Annotated in this window: 19 protein-coding genes and 1 tRNA gene; 8 read left to right on the forward strand and 12 right to left on the reverse strand. The window is 40.6% G+C overall.

Annotation, left to right across the window (positions count from 1 at the left end; all coding sequences use genetic code 11):
• Positions 1-7 precede the first annotated feature (7 nt).
• From PQO01_RS06450 to PQO01_RS06470, 5 genes are all read left to right on the forward strand, one after another.
• On the forward strand, positions 8-1,591 hold the full coding sequence (locus PQO01_RS06450; RefSeq protein ID WP_274313215.1) for a peptide chain release factor 3: 1,584 nt from the start codon (positions 8-10) through the stop codon (positions 1,589-1,591).
• The gene (locus PQO01_RS06455; protein ID WP_274313216.1) at positions 1,584-2,078 is read left to right on the forward strand and encodes a hypothetical protein; all 495 of its coding nucleotides are present in this window, start codon (positions 1,584-1,586) and stop codon (positions 2,076-2,078) included. The genes PQO01_RS06450 and PQO01_RS06455 overlap by 8 nt, the downstream gene beginning before the upstream one ends.
• Before the next feature lie 116 nt (positions 2,079-2,194).
• On the forward strand, positions 2,195-3,166 hold the full coding sequence (locus tag PQO01_RS06460; protein ID WP_274313217.1) for a KpsF/GutQ family sugar-phosphate isomerase: 972 nt from the start codon (positions 2,195-2,197) through the stop codon (positions 3,164-3,166).
• A 34-nt stretch (positions 3,167-3,200) separates the two neighbouring features.
• Positions 3,201-4,238 (forward strand): serine/threonine protein kinase, encoded by a 1,038-nt coding sequence (locus PQO01_RS06465; protein WP_274313218.1) that lies wholly within the window; start codon positions 3,201-3,203, stop codon positions 4,236-4,238.
• 7 nt (positions 4,239-4,245) lie between these two features.
• Entirely contained in the window at positions 4,246-4,632 is a 387-nt protein-coding gene (locus tag PQO01_RS06470) for a nucleoside triphosphate pyrophosphohydrolase family protein (RefSeq protein ID WP_274313219.1), read from the forward strand.
• Positions 4,633-4,634: 2 nt separating this feature from the next.
• Here the strand turns inward: PQO01_RS06470 and PQO01_RS06475 are convergent, their stop codons facing one another.
• Positions 4,635-6,017 (reverse strand): sulfatase family protein, encoded by a 1,383-nt coding sequence (locus PQO01_RS06475; RefSeq protein WP_274313220.1) that lies wholly within the window; start codon positions 6,015-6,017, stop codon positions 4,635-4,637.
• 158 nt (positions 6,018-6,175) lie between these two features.
• Between PQO01_RS06475 and PQO01_RS06480 the strand changes: the two genes are divergently transcribed.
• Positions 6,176-7,669 (forward strand): sulfatase family protein, encoded by a 1,494-nt coding sequence (locus PQO01_RS06480; RefSeq protein ID WP_274313221.1) that lies wholly within the window; start codon positions 6,176-6,178, stop codon positions 7,667-7,669.
• Positions 7,670-7,852: 183 nt separating this feature from the next.
• On the forward strand, positions 7,853-9,460 hold the full coding sequence (locus PQO01_RS06485; RefSeq protein ID WP_274313222.1) for a sulfatase family protein: 1,608 nt from the start codon (positions 7,853-7,855) through the stop codon (positions 9,458-9,460).
• 39 nt (positions 9,461-9,499) lie between these two features.
• Here the strand turns inward: PQO01_RS06485 and PQO01_RS06490 are convergent, their stop codons facing one another.
• The gene (locus PQO01_RS06490; protein WP_274313223.1) at positions 9,500-10,738 is read right to left on the reverse strand and encodes a DEAD/DEAH box helicase; all 1,239 of its coding nucleotides are present in this window, start codon (positions 10,736-10,738) and stop codon (positions 9,500-9,502) included.
• Positions 10,739-10,956: 218 nt separating this feature from the next.
• On the reverse strand, positions 10,957-11,580 hold the full coding sequence (gene lexA, locus PQO01_RS06495) for a transcriptional repressor LexA (RefSeq protein WP_274313224.1): 624 nt from the start codon (positions 11,578-11,580) through the stop codon (positions 10,957-10,959).
• Between the two features lie 319 nt (positions 11,581-11,899).
• Between lexA and PQO01_RS06500 the strand changes: the two genes are divergently transcribed.
• Positions 11,900-11,973 (forward strand) — tRNA-Ile (locus PQO01_RS06500).
• A gap of 206 nt (positions 11,974-12,179) precedes the next feature.
• Here PQO01_RS06500 and PQO01_RS06505 read toward each other — a convergent pair.
• The 9 genes from PQO01_RS06505 to PQO01_RS06545 form a co-directional block, all read right to left on the reverse strand.
• Positions 12,180-13,517 carry an IS1182 family transposase gene (locus tag PQO01_RS06505; protein WP_274312506.1) on the reverse strand — a complete coding sequence of 446 codons (1,338 nt, stop codon included), beginning with the start codon at positions 13,515-13,517 and terminating at the stop codon, positions 12,180-12,182.
• Between the two features lie 295 nt (positions 13,518-13,812).
• Positions 13,813-16,212, reverse strand: a complete 2,400-nt coding sequence (locus tag PQO01_RS06510; RefSeq protein WP_274313225.1) for a right-handed parallel beta-helix repeat-containing protein — start codon at positions 16,210-16,212, stop codon at positions 13,813-13,815.
• Between the two features lie 9 nt (positions 16,213-16,221).
• Positions 16,222-17,970, reverse strand: coding sequence for an alpha-L-fucosidase (locus tag PQO01_RS06515; RefSeq protein WP_274313226.1), 1,749 nt, complete (start codon positions 17,968-17,970; stop codon positions 16,222-16,224).
• 148 nt (positions 17,971-18,118) lie between these two features.
• Positions 18,119-19,771: a chaperonin GroEL gene (gene groL, locus PQO01_RS06520; RefSeq protein ID WP_274313227.1), complete on the reverse strand. Its 1,653-nt coding sequence runs from the start codon at positions 19,769-19,771 to the stop codon at positions 18,119-18,121.
• Positions 19,772-19,789: 18 nt separating this feature from the next.
• Positions 19,790-20,077 (reverse strand): co-chaperone GroES, encoded by a 288-nt coding sequence (groES, locus tag PQO01_RS06525; protein WP_274313228.1) that lies wholly within the window; start codon positions 20,075-20,077, stop codon positions 19,790-19,792.
• Positions 20,078-20,157: 80 nt separating this feature from the next.
• Positions 20,158-22,065, reverse strand: coding sequence for a molecular chaperone DnaK (gene dnaK, locus PQO01_RS06530; RefSeq protein WP_274313229.1), 1,908 nt, complete (start codon positions 22,063-22,065; stop codon positions 20,158-20,160).
• A 214-nt stretch (positions 22,066-22,279) separates the two neighbouring features.
• On the reverse strand, positions 22,280-23,104 hold the full coding sequence (locus PQO01_RS06535; protein ID WP_274313230.1) for a nitrilase-related carbon-nitrogen hydrolase: 825 nt from the start codon (positions 23,102-23,104) through the stop codon (positions 22,280-22,282).
• 4 nt (positions 23,105-23,108) lie between these two features.
• Positions 23,109-23,525 carry a nucleotidyl transferase AbiEii/AbiGii toxin family protein gene (locus PQO01_RS06540; RefSeq protein WP_337994447.1) on the reverse strand — a complete coding sequence of 139 codons (417 nt, stop codon included), beginning with the start codon at positions 23,523-23,525 and terminating at the stop codon, positions 23,109-23,111.
• The gene (locus PQO01_RS06545) at positions 23,489-24,655 is read right to left on the reverse strand and encodes an IS256 family transposase (RefSeq protein WP_274312071.1); all 1,167 of its coding nucleotides are present in this window, start codon (positions 24,653-24,655) and stop codon (positions 23,489-23,491) included. Before PQO01_RS06545 ends, PQO01_RS06540 begins: the two co-directional genes overlap by 37 nt.
• Positions 24,656-24,657: the final 2 nt, after the last annotated feature.

The following is a 24,657-nucleotide window of genomic DNA, read 5'->3' on the forward strand; positions in this document are numbered from 1 at the left end:
TGCAAACATGGACATAAAGAACGAAATTACTCGTCGCCGAACTTTCGCAATTATTTCTCACCCGGATGCTGGTAAGACAACTCTCACAGAAAAGCTTCTCCTTTACTCAGGAATGATTCGTACAGCTGGTATGGTGGGCTCACGTAAAGGTCAAAAAGCTGCGTCATCAGACTGGATGAGCATGGAACAAGAACGTGGTATCTCTATTACAGCTTCAGCGATGCAGTTCGAATATAAAGACTGCAAGATCAATATCTTGGATACGCCTGGTCACCAAGATTTCTCCGAAGATACTTATAGAACTTTGACGGCGGCGGACTCTGTAATCATGGTCATTGACTGTGCCAAGGGTGTGGAAGCTCAAACTCGTAAATTATTTGAGGCTTGTCGCCTACGTGGTATTCCCGTTATTACCTTTGTGAATAAGATGGATGCTTATGGTAAAGGCCCAATTGAACTGATGGAAGAAGTAGAAAGCGTTTTAGGTATTCCTGCTTCAGCACAAAACTGGCCAGTAGGTGCGGGTAAAGAATTCAAGGGTATAGCCGATCGAGTAAAGAATGAATTAAACCTTTACACAAAATCAGAAGCAGGTGGGGCAGCAAAACCTCATGTTGATTACATTGATGTTGCGACGGGTATAGGTAATGACAAAATTTCCGATCAAGAGTTTGATACTCTCAGGGAAGATCTGGAGTTGTTGGAAATGGCAGGTAATGAATTTTCAAGAGAATTGTACTTAGACTGTAAAGTGACACCGGTCTTTTTTGGTTCTGCGATTTATAACTACGGTGTGGAGCCTTTATTTGACGCACTTATCGAATTAGCACCTTCTCCTGCTCCTCGACCAGCCGACACAAATGCTGGTGAAGAAATAGAAATCGACCCAAATGAAGACTTTTCTGCCTACGTATTTAAACTTCAGGCGAACATGAACCCTAAACACCGTGACTGTATTGCCTTTATGCGTGTTAATTCGGGTGTGTATGAAAAAGATATGTCAGTTCTCCATCATAGGACAAAGAAAAAAGTCCGTTTGGCGGCCCCACAAGTTTTGATGGCGGCGAGTCGTGAAACTTTGGAAAATGCCTACCCCGGAGATGTAATTGGCATTGTCAATACTGCAGGTTTAGCGATTGGCGATACAGTATCGCATAAAGGTGGTTTCGAATTTAAAAAACTTCCTTACTTCCAGCCAGAGCTTTTTGCACGTGTCGTGCCCAAAGATTTAGGGAAACGTAAGGCAATTGATAAGGGACTTGCGCAGTTATCGGCAGAGGGAACAATTCAGCTCATGTATGAATTTAACGATACTTATTCTTACCCATTTTTGGCTGCAGTTGGACGTCTTCAGTTCGAAGTACTTCAACACCGCCTGCGCGATGAATATAAAGTTGATACACGCTTGGATATGCTTCCGTATACTTGTTCAGCATGGATTAAAGGCGATGCGAGTAAGTTTCAGGTGCCGTTTAATTCAAAATTAGTTCAAGATTGTTTTGACCGCCCCATGGTGCTTTTCTCTAATCCTTGGGAAAAAGATTACGCTCGTAAAGAAAATCCCGATCACGAACTTTTAGATTATGCCTAATATCTTAGAACTCGAGTTAAGGCAAGCGCTAGACGAAATCGCGCGTTTAGAAGTCCCAGAGCTCAAAGCAATTGTGTTATCGGCTTCTCAAGAGGCGATAGAACTCAATGAATCACAAACTAATCCTGAACGACTAAATTTTCTTCTCGAAGTTTTGGTTCAAAGTCTCCTGTACTATGGTGAGGCACTCTTAGATAAAATTAATGTTCTCGAGGGTGATGACCGACAGATTCTCTTCAACGAATGGAATAACAAGACTAAGAGTTTTGTTAAATATATTCGTATGCCTCATGACTTCCAAGATAAACTTGTGGAAGCCAATGAATCATTACTTTGGGATTGGGCTATTATTGCCGCGCAATCATTTGTGGGGGCAAATCCCTCTATAGAAATGAACCCTGAGTATGCCGAAGAACGCAGGGTAGAGGCCTTTGATTTGATGATGAGGATTGTAGCGAGAATACTAAATTTGCGAGCGTCGCAATAATCTTTTTGAGCTCCTTAAAGTTTGTCATAAATAATTGACTTTATGGAGCTCGGAGAACTTTCTTTTTGGCGTGCCTTTGCTAGCTTATAGAAAATATAATTTAGCAAAGAGATATCATGGATTACCTACCTCAAGCTCGTCAAGTTTTAGATATAGAATCTAAAGGGATTCAAAGCATTGCGGATCAACTCGATGAGCGCTTTAACCAATTTGTCAGTATTTGTTTAAAGGCTTTAAAAAATAAAAATAAATTGGTCTTGTCTGGTATAGGTAAAAGTGGTCAGATCGCACAGAAAATGGCCTCCACTTTATCGAGTACGGGTTCACGAGCCGTTTTCATCCATCCAGTAGAAGCAATGCACGGTGACCTAGGGATGATGTATGATGACGATGTTTTCATTGGTTTAAGCTATAGTGGAGAAACCGATGAACTTCTTAAAGTAATTCCCGCGGTTAAACGCCTCGGTTTAGAAGTCCTGTCTTTAACTGGCAATGTCGATTCAAGCTTAGGCCAAAGTTCATCTATTTCTTTACCCTGTAAAATTGATTCAGAAGCTTGCCCCTTCAACTTAGCTCCTACGACGACGACAACCGCGATGTTGGCATTGGGCGATGCACTTGCCATGGTGTTAATGGAAGTTCACGATTTTAAGATCAACGACTATGGAAAATTACACCCATCAGGTGCGATTGGGCGTGCCATTACTTTGACTGTCGAAGACTTGATGAGAACAGGTGATCGCGTTGCTGTAATTGAAGAAGATACTTTGGTTCAAGAAGCTGTTTTAGCCATGTGTAAAAGTAAAGGAGGTATGTCAATTGTCTCCAATGAAAGTAATGATTTACTAGGGATTTTTACTACGGGAGATTTGAAACGTGGGATCGCTAAAGACGTCGATTTTTTGAAACGCAAAGTCTCAGAAGTTATGGTAAAAAGTCCTACCAAGCTCTACAAAAGCCAAATGGCAGTAGATATTTTAGATATTTTACGAGAAAAAAATATTAATGCGATACCCGTTGTCGATCAAGATGATAAAGTATCTGGAGTGATAGATATACAAGATCTACCGAAATTTAAAGTTATGTAAATAAAGCAAGGGTGCGTCGATGGGCTTGATGGGCATGTTAGGGTTGGGAGATGATGAAAAATCAAATATCGCTAAATTTGAAAAAGGCTATTTACCCTGCGGCAAATGTCATAAAAAGATAGTCCTCGACGAACATGAACCACTCAATATGGTTCATTGCCCAAAGTGTAAAGACTTAAACTTAATTCCCTTAAAATTAGATCAGTGGTGGGTTTATAAGCCCATTGGTGGCGGTGGCATGGGAGCCGTATACCAAGCTCGTCATGTCGAAGACCCCGAGGTAAAAGGCGCAGTAAAAGTTCTTCAAGCGAATGAGACACGCCAAAATATTATTGACCTTCTTTTAGCAGAAGCGAAAATTGGCCACCAATTTGGTGAACATCCCAACCTTGCACAAGTTTTTGCTTATGGTCGCGATAATGGCAATGTTTACATGGTGATGGAGATGGTGGAAGGCATTCGCCTCGATCAACTTATAGGTATTCCTGGCGGTTTTAACGTTGAGTTAGCCATGTATTACGCCTTAGATATTCTAATTGCTTTACAACACATGTATACAACAGGCTACTTATACCGTGACTTGAAACCCGAAAACATCATTGTTTCACCTGACAATCAAATTGTCTTGGTAGATTATGGGCTTTGTATGGAGCTTATAGAAGCTTGGCAATATGATGGAGATGAAATTTTAGGTTCGCCGCTCTACATGCCCCCAGAAAGGATTAAGGGGCAGGGTGAAGATATACGTGCGGATATGTATTCTCTGGGCATGGTTCTTTATCACTTAATCAAAGGTGAAGCGTACTTTAGTGCGAAAGATATTATGAATATCGTCAAGAGCCAGATCAAGAATATGCGTTTGCAGACTGCTAGTAAAATGTCTGGAATTCCCGAAGATGTTCAAGTATTTGTCGATACACTCATTCGCATTGAAAGAGATGAGCGTTATGATTATTATACAACAGCTATGCAACAGGCCGTTGAGATTTTAAGTAATATGAAAGAGAAAAAATCTACCGATCCACGTGTCTTACAAAGACGCAAAACACTTTCACAATTAAATATTAATTAGGTAAAAAATGTACTGTACAAAAGTCAAAGAATTTTCTGATGCCTGTAATGAGGCTAATCCCGCAAAACCAATTGAAATGACGAAAGATGCTATCGCTTTTATTCGCAGCATGGTCAATGACGAATTAGATGAATTGGAAGAAGCAACTAATATTACTGAGCAATCCGACGCACTAGTTGATGCGATTTATTATATTTGTGATACGGCAGTTCGTCACGGGATGAACTTAGATCCACTCTTCGATATTGTGCACAGAGCTAATATGCAAAAAGTTGTCGATGGTAAAGTTATTCGTCGTGAAGATGGCAAAATTATGAAGCCTGATTGCTGGCAAGACCCTGCACCATTTCTTGATACAGAGGTTGATCGTCAGCAAACTGATGGTAGCTGGTAACACTACTGTAGTTTAGTCCAATTTGAGAAGGTAGGTCTGTTTTTAGCATTCCTATCTTCTTTTTTATTTTCAGGAGCTGGAGGACAAGTGGCAAGAAAGGCTTTGAGCTTTTTATAGGCAGTCATCATCTCTTCTGAATTAATGTTTTTTGAAAGATCGTTTTTCTCAAGTAAAACCTTAGCAGGTTGATAGAAACGGCCATCTCGATAAAGTTTATATTTTGCGGTTCTCGCAAACTGACCCGGTTTTTTATTCCAGTAGGGCTGATAATGACAGAGCACAAATTCTCGATCATCTCGCTCTTTTCCGAGTAAAGTCGGAAGAAAGCTTACACCATCAATTGGGTCGCTATTATTTAAAGTGATGCCTACTATGGCAGCTAAGGTAGGGTAGAAGTCGGTAAAATCGACTAAAGCATCAGTCTTAATACCTTTTAAAATCTTGTTTGGCCATGAAACGATAAGTGGGACATGAGTTCCGGCATCAAGCATCGATCCCTTAGCGCCTTTTACTTTTTGTCCATTCCAATTGGAAGTGATCTTGGGGTGCGTGCCATTATCTGCGGTAAAAATAATAATGGTATTCTCAAGTTGGCCAATACTTTTAAGTTTTGTTTGGATGCGCCCAACTAATTTGTCGGTATATTCGACCATCGCTACAAAGTTTTGTTTCTTAGCCTGCATATCTTTAGGTTCTTTGTTTCTTTCATGGCCTCGACTAGCGGAAGCAACTGTATCAGGAGATGGGATAAAAGGATCGTGGACTAGAACCATTGGGTAGTAAACAAAAAAGGACTGCTCTTGATTTTTATCGATAAAATCACAAATGAAATCAACAAATAAATCAGGTCCAAAAAGATTTTTATTAGTTTCTTTGCTTATAACTTCTCCATTTTTTTCAATCATGGGACTCCAAAAGCGTTCGCCAGCAGACTTTTTTTGCTGAGTTAACTGCCACAGGCAATATTCATCAAACCCAGCTTTATGGGGTCTGCTCTTGTCGTCATGGCCAGGAAGCGAATTATATAAGCCATTGAGTTGCCATTTTCCAGCTATGGCAGTTTTATAGCCATTTTCTTGCATGAGGTGGCCAAAAGTTTTGTCCTTTGGGTTCAAATATCCAAAGTGGGTGTAATTGCGGAAATTGTATTGGCCAGTCATTATCATAACACGCGAAGTGGTACAAATGGGTGTGGAATAGCAATGTTGAAATTGAACACCTTCATCGGCCATCTTATCTAAAACAGGTGTTTTATAGTCTTCTGCACCATAAGAGCCAAATGCTTCCCAGCTGACATCATCGGCCATGATGAGGATTATATTTGGTTTTTCCTTAGCTGAAACGATACAGATAAATGCAAATATGATAATTGTAAATTTTTTCAATAGCCGCCCTTTTTTTATTTTTACTACACTGTGAATGAGCAGGAGATTACTTGTGTTTTAAATAAATATTGTATAAAAATGATTTTTCGTGTAATTATTCCCAATGTAGCTTTGTACTAAATATGAACAAATATTTAATGACTCAAGTGGAGAACTAAATGACTAAATTGATAAATGCTTTAATATTTTTAATGATGCTAAGCCCTATTTATGCGGAAGCAAAGAGGCCTAATATCCTGTGGCTCTTTTCAGATGACCACGCTTTTCAGGCAATAGGAGCTTATGGTGGGCGTTTCGAGAATTTAAACTTAACACCAAATTTAGATAGCATTGCAAAAGAAGGCTTAGTTTTTGATAGAGCTTATGTTGGAAACTCAATTTGTGCACCAAGTCGTGCTACTTTGTTAACAGGTAAGCATAGCCACATAAATGGAAAAATAGATAACCGTGGTCCCTTTAACCATGACCAGCAACAGTTTCAAAAGATATTACAGAAAAATGGTTATGAAACGGCCATGATTGGTAAGATTCATTTGAGTGGTAAAATGCAGGGTTTTGATTACTGGGAAGTTTTACCTGGGCAAGGGAAGTACTGGGATCCCAGTTTTGTGACTGAAGAGGGAAAAACAGTTTATAAAGGTGAACATTCTACGGACGTCATCACAAAGAGAGCTTTGAACTGGTTGGAAAATGATCGTAGTGCTGATAAACCCTTTATGCTTATGGTGCATTATAAAGCACCTCATAGAGCTTGGCAGCCTACCACTCGTTGGAAAGAAAAATTTAGTGCGATGACATTCCCAGAACCCGATACGCTATTTGATGATTATAAAGGGCGTGGTACAGCTGCTAATGAACAAGATATGAGTATTGATATTACAATGCGTATGAAGCAGGATGTCAAGGCAGAGCAGCCCGAACGTCAAAAGGAACTAGCTGCACTTGATCCTAATGATAAAAAAGCTCTCATCCGTTTGAAGTACCAATGGTACATGCGTGATTATTTGGCCTGTATTGCTGGTGTTGATGAAAATATTGGTTTTATTTTAGATCATCTTAAAGCCAGTGGTCTTGATAAAAATACTATCGTTATGTATTCGGCTGACCAAGGTTTTTATCTTGGTGAGCATGGTTGGTTTGATAAGCGTTTGATGTATGAAGAAAGTTATCGTACACCTCTCATAGCTAAATGGCCCGGAGTCACAAAGCCTAGTACACGCAACTCTGACCTTGTACAAAATATCGACTTTGCAGAAACCTTTTTAGATATTGCAGGAATTGAAGCTCCAGAAGATATGCAGGGTGAGAGCTTGGTGCCAATTCTCAAAGGAGAGAGTCCTAGTAATTGGAGAAAGCATTTATATTACCACTATTATGAATACCCAGGAGCGCATAGCGTACGTCGTCATGAAGGCGTAAGTGGAAAACGTTTTAAATTGATTCGTTTTTATGGAAAAGATGTACCTAATGGGGAAGAATGGGAATTCTTTGATTTGAAAAATGACCCTAAAGAAATGACGAGTCAGTATAAGAACCCTGAGTATGCTGCGGAAATCGCAAAGCTAAAAAAAGAGCTTGCGAATTTGAGAGATAAATATGAAGTGGCGGAGCTTCCACAAAAAACCTCTTCAAAGAAAAAGAAGAAAAAGTGATTTCACAAATGCCGACATTTGGCGGCATTTTTCATTTAATAAGCTAAAGCACATTCAAGTTTTATAGGTTTTACATGAATTCTTTAATGAATTTTTCCAAGAACCTTGAGATAAAAGTAACTTTTCCTAAATGGACTGTGTATCTTCAGTGATGAATATTATATAAGCCTTAAGGAGTGTTAAATGCCCAAGTTACTTAGTCAGTTAATCTTATTACTGTTTGCTAGTCCCATACTGGCTCAATCTACTAGACCCAATATTATCTGGATCTTCTCAGATGACCATACTCAGAAAGCTATTGGAGCTTATGGGGGTATTTTAAAAACTGTTAATCCCACGCCCCATTTAGATCGTTTGGCTAATGAGGGGATGCTTTTTGAACGTAGTTATGTGGCTAACTCGATTTGTGCACCTAGTCGTGCCACACTCTTGACTGGTAAGCATAGTCATATCAATGGCAAAGTTGATAATATGGGCGGCTTTAATCACGACCAAGAACAGTTCCAAAAAATCCTTCAAAGAAACGGTTATCAAACGGCTATGATTGGGAAGATTCACCTCAATGGTAAAATGCAGGGTTTTGATTACTGGGAAGTGCTACCAGGGCAAGGAAGTTACTACAATCCAGACTTTATTACTGAGCAGGGAAAAACGAGTTACACGGGTTATGTGGCAGATATTGTAACAGAAAAATCACTAGATTGGTTAGAAAATAAAAGAGATAAAGATAAGCCTTTCATGTTAATGGTGCACCACAAGGGGACTCACCGCACTTGGATGGGAGCTCCGCGTCATGTGGGACTCTATGATGACGTGACTTTACCTGAGCCTGATAATCTTTTTGATGATTATGAGGGACGTGGTACAGCCGCACATAAGCAGGATATGTCTTTGAAAATCACCATGCGCCATGCAGGAGATTTAAAAATCCGTGATGAAGCTGAAAAGAAGCAGATGACGGAGCAGTTTAAAAAGATGAAGGGCAAACCTCGGGGCGAGCACGGTGCTTATTACCGTATGAATGCCGAGCAGAGAAAAATCTGGGACGCAGCTTATGATCCTCGCAATGATGAGTTCTATGCTAAGAACATTGAGAAAGGCACAGATGAGTGGGTTCGTTGGGCTTATCAGCGTTACGTGAAAGACTATCTTAGAACGGCTAAAAGTATCGATGATTGTGTAGGTCAAGTAATGGATTATTTGGAAAAATCTGATCTAGAAGAAAATACTATTGTTATTTATGGTTCTGATCAAGGCTTCTACTTAGGTGAACATGGCTGGTTTGACAAGCGCTTCATGTATGAAGAATCATTTAGTACACCCCTCATTGCCAAATGGCCTGGTAAAACAAAGCCCGGGTCTCGCAATTCTGACCTTGTACAAAATATTGATTATGCCGAAACCTTTTTAGATATGGCGGGCATTGAAGCTCCAGAAGATATGCAGGGAGAAAGCTTAGTTCCCTTACTAAAAGGTGAAACTCCCAGTGATTGGAGAAAACATCTTTACTATCATTACTATGAATACCCTCATGGTTCACATAGTGTTCGCCGCCACGAAGGTGTGTCAGGTAAGCGCTTTAAGCTCATTCGCTTTTATGGCATAGATGTTCCCAATGGAGAAGAATGGGAGTTTTTTGACCTTAAAAATGATCCTGATGAAATGCAGAGTCAGTATAATAACCCTGAGTATGCTGCGGAAGTCGCAAAATTGAAAAAAGAACTCGCAAACCTTCGTAAGAAATATGAAGTGACTGAAGTTCCTCAAGTAGATAAGAGGAAGAAGGAATAGCTTTTTGAATGCCGGTTTTTATACCGGCATTTTTTTTGTCTAGGATGATTTATTTTGTTTGGCTTCTCTAAGTTTATCTTTCTTACTCTTGCGTTTACCTTTTATCGGTCCCTTGGCTTTGGGAGCTTCGATAGGAGTAATTTCTTCAAAACCATCCACACGTTTTTTCGTCAATTTGATGCCGGCCTGTTTTTCAATCGTTTTGAACTGAGCTTCTGTAGCTGGGTTAATAAATGAAATGGCAACACCTTTTTTGCCTGCACGTCCCGTGCGTCCAATGCGGTGAACATAATCCATGGGTGAGCGTGGCAAGTCATAGTTAATGACGTGACTCAATTTACTGATGTCAATTCCTCTAGCGGCAATATCGGTCGCAATGAGAATCGGGAAATCTTTGTTTTGAAAGCGTTTCAGAACCTTGATGCGTTCTTCCTGGCTTAAGTCGCCATGAAAGTCTTCGGCCTGAATTCCTGCTTTTTTAAGTTTATTGGCTAGGTTAAATGCAGAGCGTTTACTGGAAACAAAAATGATCGTATGTTTCCAGTTCTCTTCTTTAAATAATTTTTGCAAAACTTGGCGACGTAAATTCGCATCAACTTCAATAAGGCGTTGCTCAATATTATCGCCCGTGATGTGGTCGCGACTAATGCGAAGTTCTTCCGCCTCATTTAGAAAATCTTCAGCTAGGGCCTGAACTTTTTTTGGCATAGTTGCAGAGAAGAGCAGATTTTGGCGTTTTTTGGGGAGTGCACTTAGCAAATCCTTTAGTTCATCTGCAAAGCCAAGATCGAGCATCTTGTCAGCTTCATCTAGGATCAACATTTCTAATTCAAAGAGCCGTACTTCTCCAAGTTTAATTAACTCAATGATACGACCAGGAGTGGCGATTAAAACGTCAAGCCCCATGCGTAATTGACGGATTTGACCATCAATATCTTCACCGCCAATGAGTGTGGTAGACTTGATATTTCGTAGAGAGAATTCAGCATAGCTATCAAAGGCATTTTTAACCTGAATAGCCAGTTCGCGAGTGGGGACTAATATGAGTCCTAGAATCGATATTTTTTTCTTTTTTGGTGGAAGGCTGTTGATTCGTTCTATCAGAGGAAATGAAAATGCCAGAGTCTTGCCTGTACCAGTTTGCGATTCAGCTAAGAGGTCTTTTCCCTCTTTGATAAGTGGAATCGCTTTGCTCTGAATGTCAGTAGCGTCAGTAAAGCCGAGTTTACTCAGTGCTTGATTGAGGTAATCAGGAAAATTTAGTTCATCGAATGGCATGTAAAACTCTTTGTCTATGATTTAATTAGAAAGATTAATAATACTTTTTCACCAATTTACAAAAAGCTTAGCTATAATAACAAATAACAATACTTTGAAGCTTAGTTTTAGGTCTTGGCATTTGACTTGGGTGGAGTTACTAAAGTACCAAAAGGATTGATTTGAGCACAAAAAAAGGAGCTCAATTTGAGCCCCTGTTGAATCTTAGTGAAGATTAATTATATCGTGCGCTGCAGTGCAACGACTTTTCCTTGAATATAGACTTCAGAAGGCTCATAAAATTGAGTCTGAAACTCTTCGTTGCAAGGACGAAGTTCGATTTTTCCATTAGTGAAATAAAGTTGTTTTACCGTGGTATCACCATTAACCATGGCGACAACAATATCTCCAGCATTGGCATTATCCTGTTGTTTGACAATGATAGAATCTCCATCGAGAATTCCCGCTTCGCGCATGCTTTCACCATTGACGAGAAGAGCAAAAAGTCGACCATCAGCACGTAGACCTTGGAAGGAGGCAGGGTCAATTTGAATTTCTCTTTCCACATTTTCTTCAGCCATGAGTGGCATGCCAGCAGATATGCGACCGAGTAGGGGAATGCTGAGCATGAAAGATAAATTGCGTGGTCTTGTTGTCGTATTAGTTACAGTCATACTGCGAGCCTTGCTGCTACGCGTTAAATAACCCTTTCTTTGTAATGCACGAACATGAGCAAAACTTGTAGCTGATTTGATATTGAAGCGCTCGGCAATTTCATAAATCGTGGGAGCCATGCCTTCTCGAGCCGTAAAGTCCTCGATGAAGTCAAGGGTTTCTTGTTGACGATCAGTTAAACCTTTCATAAATAAGTACCTTATATTAATTAGTTACTTTAAATTATTGACTAAAAATATAAATTGCAAATATTAAATAGCTTATTTTGTAAAGAAAGGCTTATTTTTATTAGCTATTGACTAATAAGAGCTAAAATACGCAACTTATAAGAATGTATGAGCAGGATATACTTAAGCTCTTGTCATGTAAGTAAGTAAATCACTTGAGTCGATTTTTAGATCTCTGGTGGAAAATATATCATCAAAATTATTGAAAGATTTTTTACTCTTTATCGCTGAAATATATTTGAATTCACGTTCATAGGTGGCATAGTTCAACTCGTTTTTCGGGCTCTTAGCTCAGTTGGTTAGAGCATCCGACTCATAATCGGACGGTCGCGGGTTCAAGTCCCTCAGGGCCCACTTGAAAGACAGGCACTTACAGAGATGTAAGTGCCAGACTGTTGATAAACCCCCGTTTTTGTAACGGGGGTTTTCTTTTTGTACAGAAAAGCAAATATTTTATAATTTCAACAAAAGGTTCTTACAGTATGTAGAAATGTCTTGCAGGAGCTTGTTGGTGTTTTCTTGAGTGAAATTCTGCGTTCATCAAGAAATGCAGTGCTCCTTTACGAAGCGATAGCAATTTTCTTCATATTTTGGCATGCGGCGGCTAAAAGACACTGCTCTTGAACCTTTTTAATTCCACGCAATTTCGCATAACGGTGACCGTGTAATTGCTTTGAGTCAGCGAAACTCCTCTCCACGGTTTCCTGCCTTCGTTTATATAGGATTTTACCTTCTGGTGTGAGTCGGTTTTTCTTGATGCACTCTTTTTGATCCTCCCAGATATGTCGTGTGACGATCTTTGTGTGATTCGCACTTTTTGTACACTGGCTTCGCAATGAGCAGTTGGTGCAGGTTTTAGGGTTTGAAGCATATTCGCGGAAGCCTTCGCGAGTGGTTGTTCGATAAGGAAGTACCTGCTCTGCCGGGCAGGTATAGCTATTGTCTGTAGAGTTGTAAATGAACTGACTTTTCCGGAAATAACCTTTAATATGGTTCGGGCGTCGATAGCTTATCACACCGAAAATATCTCGATCCACAAGTCCTTTGCAGATTCCCGCGGTGAAATAACCGGCATCTAAACCAACAGCTTCGACATTAAAATTAAACCGTTCAAGTTGGTGATCCAAGCGCTTGAGATACGGGATACTGTCGTGAACATTTCCCGCGGTGACAAAACTGTCAGTGATAATATTAAACTTCCCATCGACAGTCCTGTGATCTAGATAGAAAAAGCCTTTGGGTTTACCATCCCTGACCATATAACCACTGTCTGGATCAGTGGTGCTGATCTTCGTTTCTTTAATCACCGGGCTACTATCTTTTTTTTTGAGAGGCTTCTTATCATTTTGAGCTCGATCTTTCGCGATATCTTTATTGAGAACATCTAAATAATCTCGAGTCGACTTCTCAACGTCTTGCTTATCAAATTTATTCTTATTGGCATTAGCCTTTAAGTGAGTAGAGTCGGTATAAAGGTGCTTTCCATCGACAAGCTTACGCTCCATAGCTAAGAGAACGATCTCATCGAATATTTCTTGATAAACATTGCTCTCTTGAAAACGACGGCGACGGTTTTGGCTGATGGTTGAGTGGTGCGGAATTTTATCCTGTAAGTTATAACCAAGAAACCAGCGATAAGCCATATTCATTTCTATCTCACGAATGAGTTGACGCTCGCTGCGAATACCAAATAGATATCCAATAAAAAGCATCTTAAAAAGAACGACTGGATCAACGCCGGGACGACCATTTGTTGGGCAATAGAGGTGTGCCACCTTGTGGTGAATGAATTCAAAATCGACAATGGAGTCGATCTTCCGCAAAAGGTGGTCTTGCGGAACTAATTGCTCAAGGCAAACGAATTCAAACTCGGACTGTTTTGACTGTTTTTTAATCATTAGTCAATATAATTTAACCAATAAAAAAGTCCTCCACACGGGAGGACTTTGTCAACAGTCTGGCACTTACAGAGATGTAAGTGCTTTTTTTGTACCTAATTATCTGCATATCCGCCTTTTATGATGGTTCGTGTCTAAAGATCTGATGGGCGTCAATATTAAGCGGGTATAGTTCTAGGCAATGATTCGTAAATAATTGATATCTAAAAGAATATAATCCTTTGGAGTGTTAAGCTTATAGAGGAGCATAACACTTAGGTAATTATTCGTGGGTAATAATTTCTGACTTTGTAGATTATTTGACAGAGAAGGACCAAGTTGGTCCAGAGCTGATTCCATCAGGGTAGATAGCGTCGACGCGCCAAAAATACTTCTGTCCTGCTTGTAGTAAGGGGCTAGGACAAATATTACTAGCACTGAGTTCTCGAATGAGTTTAAGCTTTGTGGGGCTCGTGCCAAAGTAGACTTTATGACTACTGGCTTGGTAAGCTTCGAGAAACATTAGATCAACTTTGAGACTGGTGACTTCTCCTTGGTCTAAGGGGATAGCTTGAGAGCTTTTTAAGCTTTTGTATCCAGGTATCCAGTACTTGGTACTTTGACTCTGATAGGCGCCAATATCCATAGTTTTTTGAAGTTCTTTGAAAGTATTGAGTGAAGTGTATTTACTAGGGTTTTCCTGTGCTAGGATATTTTTGCCTACAGCAATAAGGGGGCTCTTTAATTGTGGACGAAAATCTAGATTTTGGGGATCTCGCAAATATTTATAAGCCGCACCAGCTTCTTTCATATTATGGTCATGGACTCCTGGTAAGACATTATAGTTTAAGTCTTTGAATAGGCGAACTCCATTTTTATAGTTCTCCGTTCTCCTCTCAATTATGCGAAGGTCCCAACTACGGTGACTAATATTTGCCAGGTTATTACGAATGATTGAGTGTTCATTACCCATTATACCATGCATGGCTTTGAAGCCTTGAATACTAAAATTGAAGGGTTCATTACTGGGGTCAGGGAAATAGTTACAGCTAACAATAGTATTATTAAAAATGAGGTGACGGTCACCTTTAACTTGACTGGGCTGAGTATTCCATATGACGTTAAATGCATAGAGGCCATCGCCATAGACAGAGCCATCTTTTTGGAAAACGTTCATACCATGATAATCAAACCTGACACCTTGACGATTGCAGTCGTGGACCCAGTTGTGACTAACGATGGCACCTTTTTGAACTTTGGTACCAACATTGATACCCGAGCCATCATGTTGAAGGTTCCCAGCATCAAAAACGCGATTATACTGGATTGTGCACGAATCTTCAAGAGCTCGTATTCCTTCTGAGTTCCCGGTTTTAGACAGAGTGCAATGACGTATAGTGCTACCTTTGCCAATCATCACCGATCCTGAGCCACCATTAGTGTTGACATCCCATTCAATATCTTCAAATAAACAGTTTTCGACTAAGGTATTTTCACTTCTAAAAATAATGGGTGCATTGCAACGAGAGAAAATACAATTAATAATTTGATTGTTTTTGCCACCGAAAAAAGAGGACATTTGATTGTTTGTATTTCCATTAAAAGCAGTAAACCAATCAAACTTACCTAGCACATATTTATTGTCACTTAAGTAGTCAAAACGACAGTTTTTAAACTGAATATTCTCGCAGGACTTTACGTTGTAGCCAGCTGCAAAAAAATCGATATTTTCAAAACTGATGTTTTTTACATTGCTTAATTCCAGCATGAAATCAACTTTACGGGTTGTGAACTTGAGTTGGTCTAGGCTTTGTTTGTCCTTAGCTTTGTAATAAAGGAATTTCTTATCCTTGTCATACCACCATTCATTATTTTGGTCGAGAGCGGCTAGACCATAAATATAATAAGCAGTGTGCTGATGGAGTTCAGGAAGACTAATTCCCTGACTGTTGTAAGAGAAATGATCTGAACCTACTTTGTGCTTTGTAATAGGTCGCGCCCATGTTAACCAATGGCCGATATTGAGTACGGCAATGGAATTAGTGAAATCTAAACCTGAATCCGCGAGGCTTAAAGTACTGTCGCTCTCTGAGTAACGACTATCGCCTTCATTAAATCCATTTTTATCATGTGATTTAAAAGAGTCGTCGTAGGCTAGGCCCAGGCGACTTTTTCCAGTGGCTTGGCCTGATTTATAACCTCCATTTAAACTGCGCATTCCTTGAGTCATGCGCCATATTTTTCCATTTTCAAAAGTGGCATTTGGCCAACGTGCTAAGTATGAGTATTGCTCATTAACAAAGAGTTGCCATACGGGGCTTTCAACTGGAGTTCGATAGATATTGTTTTTATAGTGTTTCCACTGTGGCGAAAGTTCCTTTGTGCCGTCAATAATAACCTTTTCGCCAGGGTAGGCTGCAATGGTGATTTTTTTATCGGAATTCTTGACTTGGATAAGCTCTTGGTATTTACCCTCGCGTAAATAAATTGTCGAGCCTTCTGGGGATTTCTCGATTGCAGTGGCAATTGACGAATAAGGTTTTTCAATAGAGCCATCACCATTCGCATCAGTATGGAGCTTAACATAAATGGCTTGCTCAGTTAATTTAGGGAGAGGCTTATATGTTGTGGGACTAGGTGCGTAAGTCTCTTTATTTTTGGGGCTTTGATGGCATGAACAAAAAAGAGCTATGAGTAAAGGAAAGAATTTTATCATTTATGAATCCTAATGAATGGGACGAAGACGAATAGATTTTAATTTAAATAGTGACTTATGATTTGCAGAAGTTTTTCTTAAAGAAATGCTATAATTTCCAATTTGGTCAAGCTCAACTTCTCCTAAAGATATTTCTTCAAACTTAGCCCACTTACCAGTGTTTGATGACTTAGCCTTCAAAACTATATCATTTAATTTGACTTCAAAATCATTTTCGGGCCCATTAAGAGAACTACTTAGCAATACTTCGTATTTTCCTGGAATAACAATTTCTTGATTCCACCTTACGCTATCCTTGTTAGAGTTGAAAGAGCGTAGAGTTTGAGAGTCTTTTTCATAAACGATACTTTTTCCTTGAATTCTTGCTGAAGTTAAAGCTAGGTTGATGTCATTGCTGAATGACTTTTCATTCTTTGCTACCTTCGCAAAAGAAAGACTATTGGGCTCAAATTCGAGTACTACGACTGAAGAATTGTGATCATAAGCTTCTTTAGGGACGGTGATATTGAAACTTTGTGATTCTTTTTCAAAAACAAGAGCTTCCTCAGGCTTATTAAAAACGTAAGCTTTGTGAATCGTGCCTTCTAGGCCTTCAATTGTGAGTTTCTGATTTTTAGGCCAATCAAAAACATGCAGAAAGAGTGAGTTGTCTTTTTTAAGCACGCGGCCCCAAGAAGGTGTTTTAACCGGAGCGTATTCAGTTTCATAGAGGGTCTTAGCATGAACCTGTGTCCATGCACCCATTTGCGCTAAGCGATCAATGCATCCGTCAGGAAAAGTCCCTTCAGGTGTGGGACCCACATTAAGTAAGAGATTTCCTCCCTTTGAATTTATATCGATGAGCTTTTGAATCAGAGTTTTAGAACTTTTCCACTTTGTATCGTGAGCTTTATAACCCCATGAGTGATTGATCGTCCAACAGGCTTCCCAGTAGTAATCGAGTTTTTCTCCCGGCGTTTGGTTTTCAGGAGTACCAAAATCATACTTAAATTCTTTTCTCTTAGCGACGCGATTATTGATGATCGCATTGGGTTGGATTTTACGTAAGAAATCATAGAGGTCTTTGCCATCTTCCATAGTCCAAAAGTCATTCCAGTCGCCATCAAACCAAAAGATTTGTGTGTCGTAGCGATCCACGAGTTCTTGAAGCTGATTTTTCATGTACTGGACATATTCTTTCTTTTTCTGTGGTGATACCATCTCGATTTTAGCCCATTTATTCCAGTGTCCTGTGACGCCTTCAACCGGCTTTTGAGAATCGTGATGCCAATCAATTGTCGAATAATAAGTTCCAAATTTAAGGCCGTATTTTTTGCAGGCCTCACTAAGCTCTCCCAATAAATCGCGATCAATTCCTGCCGTGTCTTTAATATCGTACTTTGTGTATTGGCTATCCCAGAGACAAAAACCTTCGTGGTGTTTGGTCGTAATGACCATGTATTTCATGCCGGCGTCATATGCAGCTTTGGCCCAAGCATCGGCATCAAATTGATCTGGATTAAATTGCTCGGCTACTTTCACATATTGTTCTTTGGGAATGTCTGCCTTTGCTTGGATCCATTCTGCATAAAATTCCATTTTTTTACCTTGCCAAGATCCCTTCAAAACGGAATAGGCTCCCCAGTGAATGAACATGCCAAATTTGGCATCGTTAAACCATGCCATTCTTTGATCAAGGTCTTTTGTAGCCATGTTATGTTCTAAGGCGTAGGTGCTAACTGTCATTAAGCATGTGATAGCTATAAGGAATTGCTTCATGTTCTTCTCTTACTTTGTTTAATAATTGATCTTGCTTAGAGAAGCGATATAAAAATTAACTTGTTACTGGATATATAATTTTTTTTTATTGTGCATAAAAAAAGGCGCCCCATTTGGGACGCCTTTTTTATCAATCAGTTAAAACTGATTACATCATGCCGGGCATTCCGCCCATGCCGCCAGGCATTCCGCCGCCGTGGTGATCACCACCGCCGCCAGCAGGAGCTTCTTCTTTGATGTCAGTAATCAGACATTCAGTAGTAAGAAGAAGACCAGAGATAGAACCAGCGTGCTGTAAAGCAGAGCGAGTTACTTTCTTAGGATCAATTACACCAGCTGCAAGCATGTCAACATACTCATCAGTAGCTACGTTGAAACCGAAGTTACCTTCGCCTTCGCGTACTTTAGCAATGACAATTGACGCTTCGCCAGCTGCATTGTTAACGAGTTGACGGAGAGGAGCTTCACAAGCACGTGCAATGATAGATGCACCAACGGCTTCGTCGCCAGAAAGTTCGATACCAGCTACTGCAGCTTGTGCACGGATGTATGCAACACCGCCACCAGCAACAATACCTTCGTCAACAGCTGCACGAGTTGCGTGAAGCGCATCGTCAACGCGGTCTTTCTTCTCTTTCATTTCAGTTTCAGTTGCAGCACCAACGTTGATAACAGCAACACCACCAGCGAGCTTCGCAAGACGCTCTTGGAGCTTTTCTTTGTCGTACTCAGAAGTTGACTCGTCGATTTGAGCTTTGATAAGCTTAACGCGACCCATGATTTCAGCTTGTGCGCCTTTACCATCAACAACAACAGTGTTGTCTTTGTCAACGATAACGCGCTTAGCAGAACCAAGATCATCAATAGTTACGTTCTCAAGCTTCATACCGAGGTCTTCAGTGATGCACTTACCACCAGTGAGGATAGCAATGTCTTCGAGCATAGCTTTACGACGATCGCCAAAACCAGGAGCTTTAACAGCACAAACATTAAGAGTGCCACGGAGCTTGTTGATGACGAGAGTAGAAAGAGCTTCGCCCTCTACGTCTTCAGCAATGATAAGGAAAGGCTTGCCAGTCTTGCTTACTTCTTGGAGAAGTGGGAGCATGTCTTGGAGGTTGCTGATTTTCTTTTCGAAAATGAGGATGTAAGGATCTTCGAGGATCGCTTCACGTGACTCAAGGTTAGTTGAGAAGTAAGGCGAGAGGTAACCTTTGTCGAATTGCATACCATCTACAACGTCGAGAGTTGTTTCGATAGTTTTTGACTCTTCAACAGCGATTGTGCCGTCTTTACCAACTTTATCCATAGCTTCAGCAATGATGCTACCGATTTCGTCGTCGCCGTTAGCAGAGATCGTAGCGATCTGCTTAACTTGATCATTAGTTTCAACAGGAGTGCTGATGCTTTCGAGTTCTGCAACCATTGCAGCAACAGCTTTGTCAATACCACGCTTGAGGCTCATTGGATTTGCGCCTGCAGTTACGTTCTTCAGGCCTTCACGGTAGATTGCTTCAGCAAGAACTGTAGCAGTAGTTGTGCCATCACCAGCGAGGTCAGCAGTTTTTGAAGCAACTTCGCGAACCATTTGAGCACCCATGTTTTCGTAAGGGCATTCGAGTTCGATTTCTTTAGCTACAGAAACACCATCTTTTGTGATGTGAGGAGTGCCAAAGCTCTTGTCGAGAACGACATTACGGCCTTTTGGACCAAGAGTAACTTTTACTGCTTTAGAGAGCTTCTCAACACCAGCGAGGAGCTTACGACGAGCATTCTCGTCAAAAATTAATTGTTTAGCCATTTGTAACTTTTCCTAAAATTATTTTACTACTGCGAGGATGTCGTTCTGGTTAAGAATTTTGTATTCTTGACCATCAGCTTTAACTTCCGTGCCACCGTATTTAGAGACAATCACTGTGTCGCCTTCGGCAACGTGGAAAGTGATTTCTTTACCATTAGCGTCAATGCCACCAGTACCGAGGGCAATAACTTTGGCTTCTTGTGGTTTTTCTTTAGCAGAATCAGGTAGGATAATTCCACCCACGCTTACTTCTTTTACTTCGATCTCTTGAACGAGAACGCGATCACCTAGAGGCTGAATGCTCATAGTTGGTTTTCTCCGTATTTAGGTTTTGGTTAGTGTATAAGGAAAGCTGACTCCCACAGAGGAGTCAGCAGATTTGTAGCTTAAACGAAGTCGGCGTCGATGATGTCGTCGTCTTCTTTTTTCTTTTCAGAACCAGCTGCGCCAGCGGCTCCGGCAGCACCTGCCGCTCCGGCTGCGCCAGCGGCATCAGCACCTGGAGCACCCATGTACTGACCGAGTTCTTGGAGGCGAGCTTCAAACTTCTCTGTGAGTTCTTTGATCTCAGCATAGTTGTTTGCTTCACAAGCTTCTTTGATTTTTGCGATGTCCGCATCGAAAGACTCTTTAACGTCCGCAGGGATTTTGTCGCCGAGTTCACCGAGTTGTTTTTCGACTTGGAAAACTAGACCTTCTGCTTTGTTTTTAGTTTCGATGTTTTCACGTAACTCTTTGTCTGCAGCTTCGTTATCTTTTGCATCGTTAACCATGCGTTCGATTTCTTCTTCGCTTAGACCTGAGTCAGGCTTAATAGTGATGTGCTGTTCTTTGCCAGTTTCTTTATCTTTCGCAGAAACTTTTAGGATACCATTGGCATCGATATCGAAAGTTACTTCGATTTGTGGGACGCCACGAGGAGCTGCTTTGATTTCGTCGAGACGGAAATCACCAGTTTTCTTGTTTTGATTAGCCATTGGACGCTCACCTTGGTAAACGACGATGTCTACTGCAGTTTGGTTGTCAGCAGCCGTTGAGAAAGTCTCAGACTTCTTAGTAGGGATAGTTGTGTTACGCTCGATAAGTGCAGTAAAAACACCACCCATAGTCTCGATACCAAGTGAAAGGGGCGTTACGTCGAGAAGAAGAACGTCGTTCACGTCACCAGTGAGTACACCACCTTGGATTGCTGCACCAAGTGCCACACATTCGTCAGGGTTTACACCGCGGTGAAGATCTTTACCGAAGCGCTCTTTTACGGCTTCAATAACTTTAGGCATACGAGTCTGACCACCAACCATGATGATTTCGTCGATGTCGCCAACATTAGCACCCGCATCTTTCAAGCAAGCATCTACAGGGAGGATTGAACGAGTTACGAGGCTATCAGTGACTTCTTCAAGTTTCGCACGTGAAAGTGTGAACTGTAAGTGCTTAGGACCAGTTGCATCAGCAGTGATGAATGGGAGGTTGATGTCAGTTGACTGAGCAGTAGAGAGTTCGCATTTTGCTTTCTCGCCTTCTTCTTTAAGACGTTGAAGGGCGAAAGCATCTTGACGAAGGTCAATGCCGTTTTCTTTTTTGAATTCTTCTACGAGCAGGTTGATGATTGATTCGTCAAAGTCATCGCCACCGAGGTGAGTGTCACCATTAGTTGCTTCTACTTCGAAAACACCATCACCTAGTTCGAGTACAGTTACGTCGAAAGTACCGCCACCAAGGTCATACACACAAATTCTTTGATCGTTGTCTTTTTCAAGACCGTAAGAAAGTGCCGCAGCAGTTGGTTCGTTAATGATACGCTTTACATCAACACCGGCAATTTTACCAGCATCTTTTGTGGCTTGACGCTGAGCATCATTAAAGTAAGCTGGAACAGTGATTACCGCTTCAGTGAGAGTTTCACCGAGGTAAGCTTCTGCATCGCGCTTGAGTTTAGCAATAATTTTTGCAGAGATTTCTGGTGGTGAGTAAACTGTGTCGCCAACTTTAATATGAGCATCACCATTTTTTGCTTCCACAACTTCGTAAGGAACAAGCTCGATTTCGTGCTTAACTTCAGCAAATTTACGACCCATGAAACGCTTCGCAGAGAAGATTGTGTTCGTTGGGTTAGTTACTGCCTGACGTTTTGCAGTTTGACCTACAAGTTCTTCGCCATTTTTTGTGAATGCAACAACAGAAGGAGTTGTTCTGTGACCTTCTGCGTTAGGGATTACTGTGGCTTCGCCATTTTCCATGACGGCCATACATGAGTTTGTTGTACCGAGGTCGATACCGAGGATCTTAGCCATTTTTATTTCTCCGTTAGTTTTAAATTAATTGGAACTGTGCCCATTAGAGGAGAACTTATGCCAAGATTGTTGATCAGTCTTTAATCTATTGTTTTACATATATTTATAAAAATAATAAAAATCCATTTTGGTTTCGCCTTAGCGTATGCGTGTCAGCTTGGCGCACTGTGCCAAGCTCATGTCCTAGCATTTTGCTACAGTGAGTGGCTCGTGTTTACTCTCTTAGCTCAGGGAAGCTAGTGTATAGAGCAGGGAGACTTTCTCTAGTTTGTTTAATAAGGTGCTTATGTAAAACTAAGTTTTGACTGTTCACACATTCTCCTAGATCAGTTAAGACTTCGCCCCAAGGATTAATAGCTAGAGAATGACCATAGGCAGTAATGCCGCTTAATGCATTCTGACCACATTGCGCTGAGCCTATGACATAAGACTGGTTTTCTATGGCTCGGGCACGCATCAAGACTTCCCAATGAGCTTCGCCAGTCTTTTTTGTGAAAGCAGCTGAATTAATCATCAGGTCACAGCCCGCATAATTCCTCAGAAATTCAGGGAAGCGAAGATCATAGCAAATACTAATGCCAATAGACCAACCTTTGATTTTGACAATGCAAGGTCCTGAATCGCCATGTTCATAGATCTCTGTTTCATCGATGGCTTTCTTACCGGGTGTGAAAATTTGAAAAAGATGAGTTTTTCGATATACCTCGAGCAATAAGCCCTCATCATCAAAAATGAATGAACTATTGAAGATTCTATCTCCATCCCTTTCCGCGAGACCACCCCAAATGACGGCGATCTTATTATCTTTTGATAGAGCTCCGAGTAAATTAATCCACTCTATGCGAGTTTTCGCTTCAGCATGAGTAATATCTTTTTTTGCCCAAAGCAGGGCACATTCAGGGAAAATAATCACATCATTTTGTTCTTGAGCGGCATCTTTAATGAATTTACTTGCTTGTATTAAATTCTCCTCTAGTACTGGAGTCGAGGACATCTGCACGAGACAAACTCGCAATTCTTCATTATTAACTTGGTGCATTTGGTTAAGGCTTATTATTTATTTGCTCAAAGGTGTTTTCTAAAGTGGTCTGAATTTCGACACACACTTGTTTCAAGCTTAAATCATTAGGCTCAATGTTATTTTTTCTAATAAATGCTTTCCACTGAGTTTGCTTAGTTTTATTGCCGTAAAAGTATTCAGTTAATGATTTGATACCTTCAGGGAACTTTGTTTCACGTCTTTTGAAGGTGGCTGTTATCGCTTCAATAAGAATTTTTTCATCATAAGCAAATTTCGTAGTGATCATCCATACATCATAGAAATCTTTCATTCTGCTATTGGTAATATCAAGACTAACCATCGCCTGTAGTTTTTCTGGATAGAGTCCCGTTGTTTCTGTAAATTGGTGTTGACCAATTTTAGTTAAACAGACAGATAAACTCTTTTTGTAGCTATCCAGGTTTCATCTAATTCCATAAGAATAGCGGACGCTAATCTAAGCAGTGAAGCTTCATTTGGGAAAATAGACACGGTTCTAGTTCGCCTTAGAATTTCTCGATTCTGTCTTTCAATCATATTGGTGGTTCTCAGTTTTGTCCAACAAGAACGATCTAAATCAAATACAGAAAAGCCTTCAGGAAGTGCGGATTCCATCCATTCAGATAATTGAGAAGCACTGTTTTCATACTTTAAGCAAGTAAGCTTTAAAAGTCTTTCGGCGTCCTGTTTTGAAGGGGTATTAAAGATATCTCGAATGTCTTGTGCAACTTCTGAACGCATCGCTTTCTTAGGCACATAAGCCCCCGCATTCTGCTGTAAATGAAATTGACACCTCTGCCATGGGATTGACCCAAAGACAGTTGTTAAAGCGGCTTTCAGTCCCGAATGACTGTCGCTCGTGATCATCTTAAGACCATGAAGTCCTCGAGCATTCAATGATAGGAAAAAGTTTCTCCAATGAACCTCAGCTTCACTTAAAGAGACACTTGTACCTAAAACTGAGCGTTTTCCTGATTCATCTATCCCATAAGCAATTAACAAAGCACAATCTCGAACAGTCTTATCTACTCTAACTTTTTCGTATCTCGCATCCACCAAAAGGTAATGATATTTCCCTAAAGGACGGTTACGCCACTTTTCTAAGCTTTCATCTAGCTCAGATACAACTCGTGACACCTGTGATTTACTCACGGAAAGACCACACATTTTCTCTAGAAGTTTCGTGACTTTTCTTGTCGAAGTTCCCTGAATATAACTCTCGGCCATAGCTGTCATCAAAGCTCGCTCACTTCGTAAGCCTTTTTCTAAAGAACTTGGATAAAAATCGATTTCACCTCTGACTTGAGGAATGTTGAGCTTCATTGCTCCAAGTCGAGTGTTTACGGTTTTGTTTTTATAGCCATTAGCATAACCTAAGCGATTTTCATTGCGTTCATATGGAGCAGCATCAAGAGAATTACTTCTCTCTACTTTCATCGCTTCATTTAGTAATACTCTCATAGCTTCAAGCATTCCGCTTTCGCCGTTTTCTGTGACTTGGTGGATCATTTCTAATAAGACACTACTGTTCTCGTGTGTAGAGTGGTGCATAA

It is taken from the genome of Lentisphaera marina, assembly GCF_028745505.1.
GTDB classification, from domain to species: Bacteria; Verrucomicrobiota; Lentisphaeria; order Lentisphaerales; family Lentisphaeraceae; genus Lentisphaera; species Lentisphaera marina.

What these genes read in the sequence shown, in the direction of transcription:
- PQO01_RS06485 (WP_274313222.1), top strand. Translation starts at nt 7,853, where the DNA reads ATGCCCAAGTTACTTAGTCAGTTAATCTTATTACTGTTTGCTAGTCCC.
- PQO01_RS06470 (WP_274313219.1), top strand. Translation starts at nt 4,246, where the DNA reads ATGTACTGTACAAAAGTCAAAGAATTTTCTGATGCCTGTAATGAGGCT.
- PQO01_RS06465 (WP_274313218.1), top strand. Translation starts at nt 3,201, where the DNA reads ATGTTAGGGTTGGGAGATGATGAAAAATCAAATATCGCTAAATTTGAA.
- PQO01_RS06490 (WP_274313223.1), bottom strand. Translation starts at nt 10,738, where the DNA reads ATGCCATTCGATGAACTAAATTTTCCTGATTACCTCAATCAAGCACTG.
- PQO01_RS06515 (WP_274313226.1), bottom strand. Translation starts at nt 17,970, where the DNA reads ATGAAGCAATTCCTTATAGCTATCACATGCTTAATGACAGTTAGCACC.
- groL (WP_274313227.1), bottom strand. Translation starts at nt 19,771, where the DNA reads ATGGCTAAACAATTAATTTTTGACGAGAATGCTCGTCGTAAGCTCCTC.
- PQO01_RS06510 (WP_274313225.1), bottom strand. Translation starts at nt 16,212, where the DNA reads ATGATAAAATTCTTTCCTTTACTCATAGCTCTTTTTTGTTCATGCCAT.
- dnaK (WP_274313229.1), bottom strand. Translation starts at nt 22,065, where the DNA reads ATGGCTAAGATCCTCGGTATCGACCTCGGTACAACAAACTCATGTATG.
- lexA (WP_274313224.1), bottom strand. Translation starts at nt 11,580, where the DNA reads ATGAAAGGTTTAACTGATCGTCAACAAGAAACCCTTGACTTCATCGAG.
- PQO01_RS06545 (WP_274312071.1), bottom strand. Translation starts at nt 24,655, where the DNA reads ATGCACCACTCTACACACGAGAACAGTAGTGTCTTATTAGAAATGATC.
- PQO01_RS06480 (WP_274313221.1), top strand. Translation starts at nt 6,176, where the DNA reads ATGACTAAATTGATAAATGCTTTAATATTTTTAATGATGCTAAGCCCT.
- PQO01_RS06505 (WP_274312506.1), bottom strand. Translation starts at nt 13,517, where the DNA reads ATGATTAAAAAACAGTCAAAACAGTCCGAGTTTGAATTCGTTTGCCTT.
- PQO01_RS06455 (WP_274313216.1), top strand. Translation starts at nt 1,584, where the DNA reads ATGCCTAATATCTTAGAACTCGAGTTAAGGCAAGCGCTAGACGAAATC.
- PQO01_RS06535 (WP_274313230.1), bottom strand. Translation starts at nt 23,104, where the DNA reads ATGCACCAAGTTAATAATGAAGAATTGCGAGTTTGTCTCGTGCAGATG.
- groES (WP_274313228.1), bottom strand. Translation starts at nt 20,077, where the DNA reads ATGAGCATTCAGCCTCTAGGTGATCGCGTTCTCGTTCAAGAGATCGAA.
- PQO01_RS06450 (WP_274313215.1), top strand. Translation starts at nt 8, where the DNA reads ATGGACATAAAGAACGAAATTACTCGTCGCCGAACTTTCGCAATTATT.
- PQO01_RS06460 (WP_274313217.1), top strand. Translation starts at nt 2,195, where the DNA reads ATGGATTACCTACCTCAAGCTCGTCAAGTTTTAGATATAGAATCTAAA.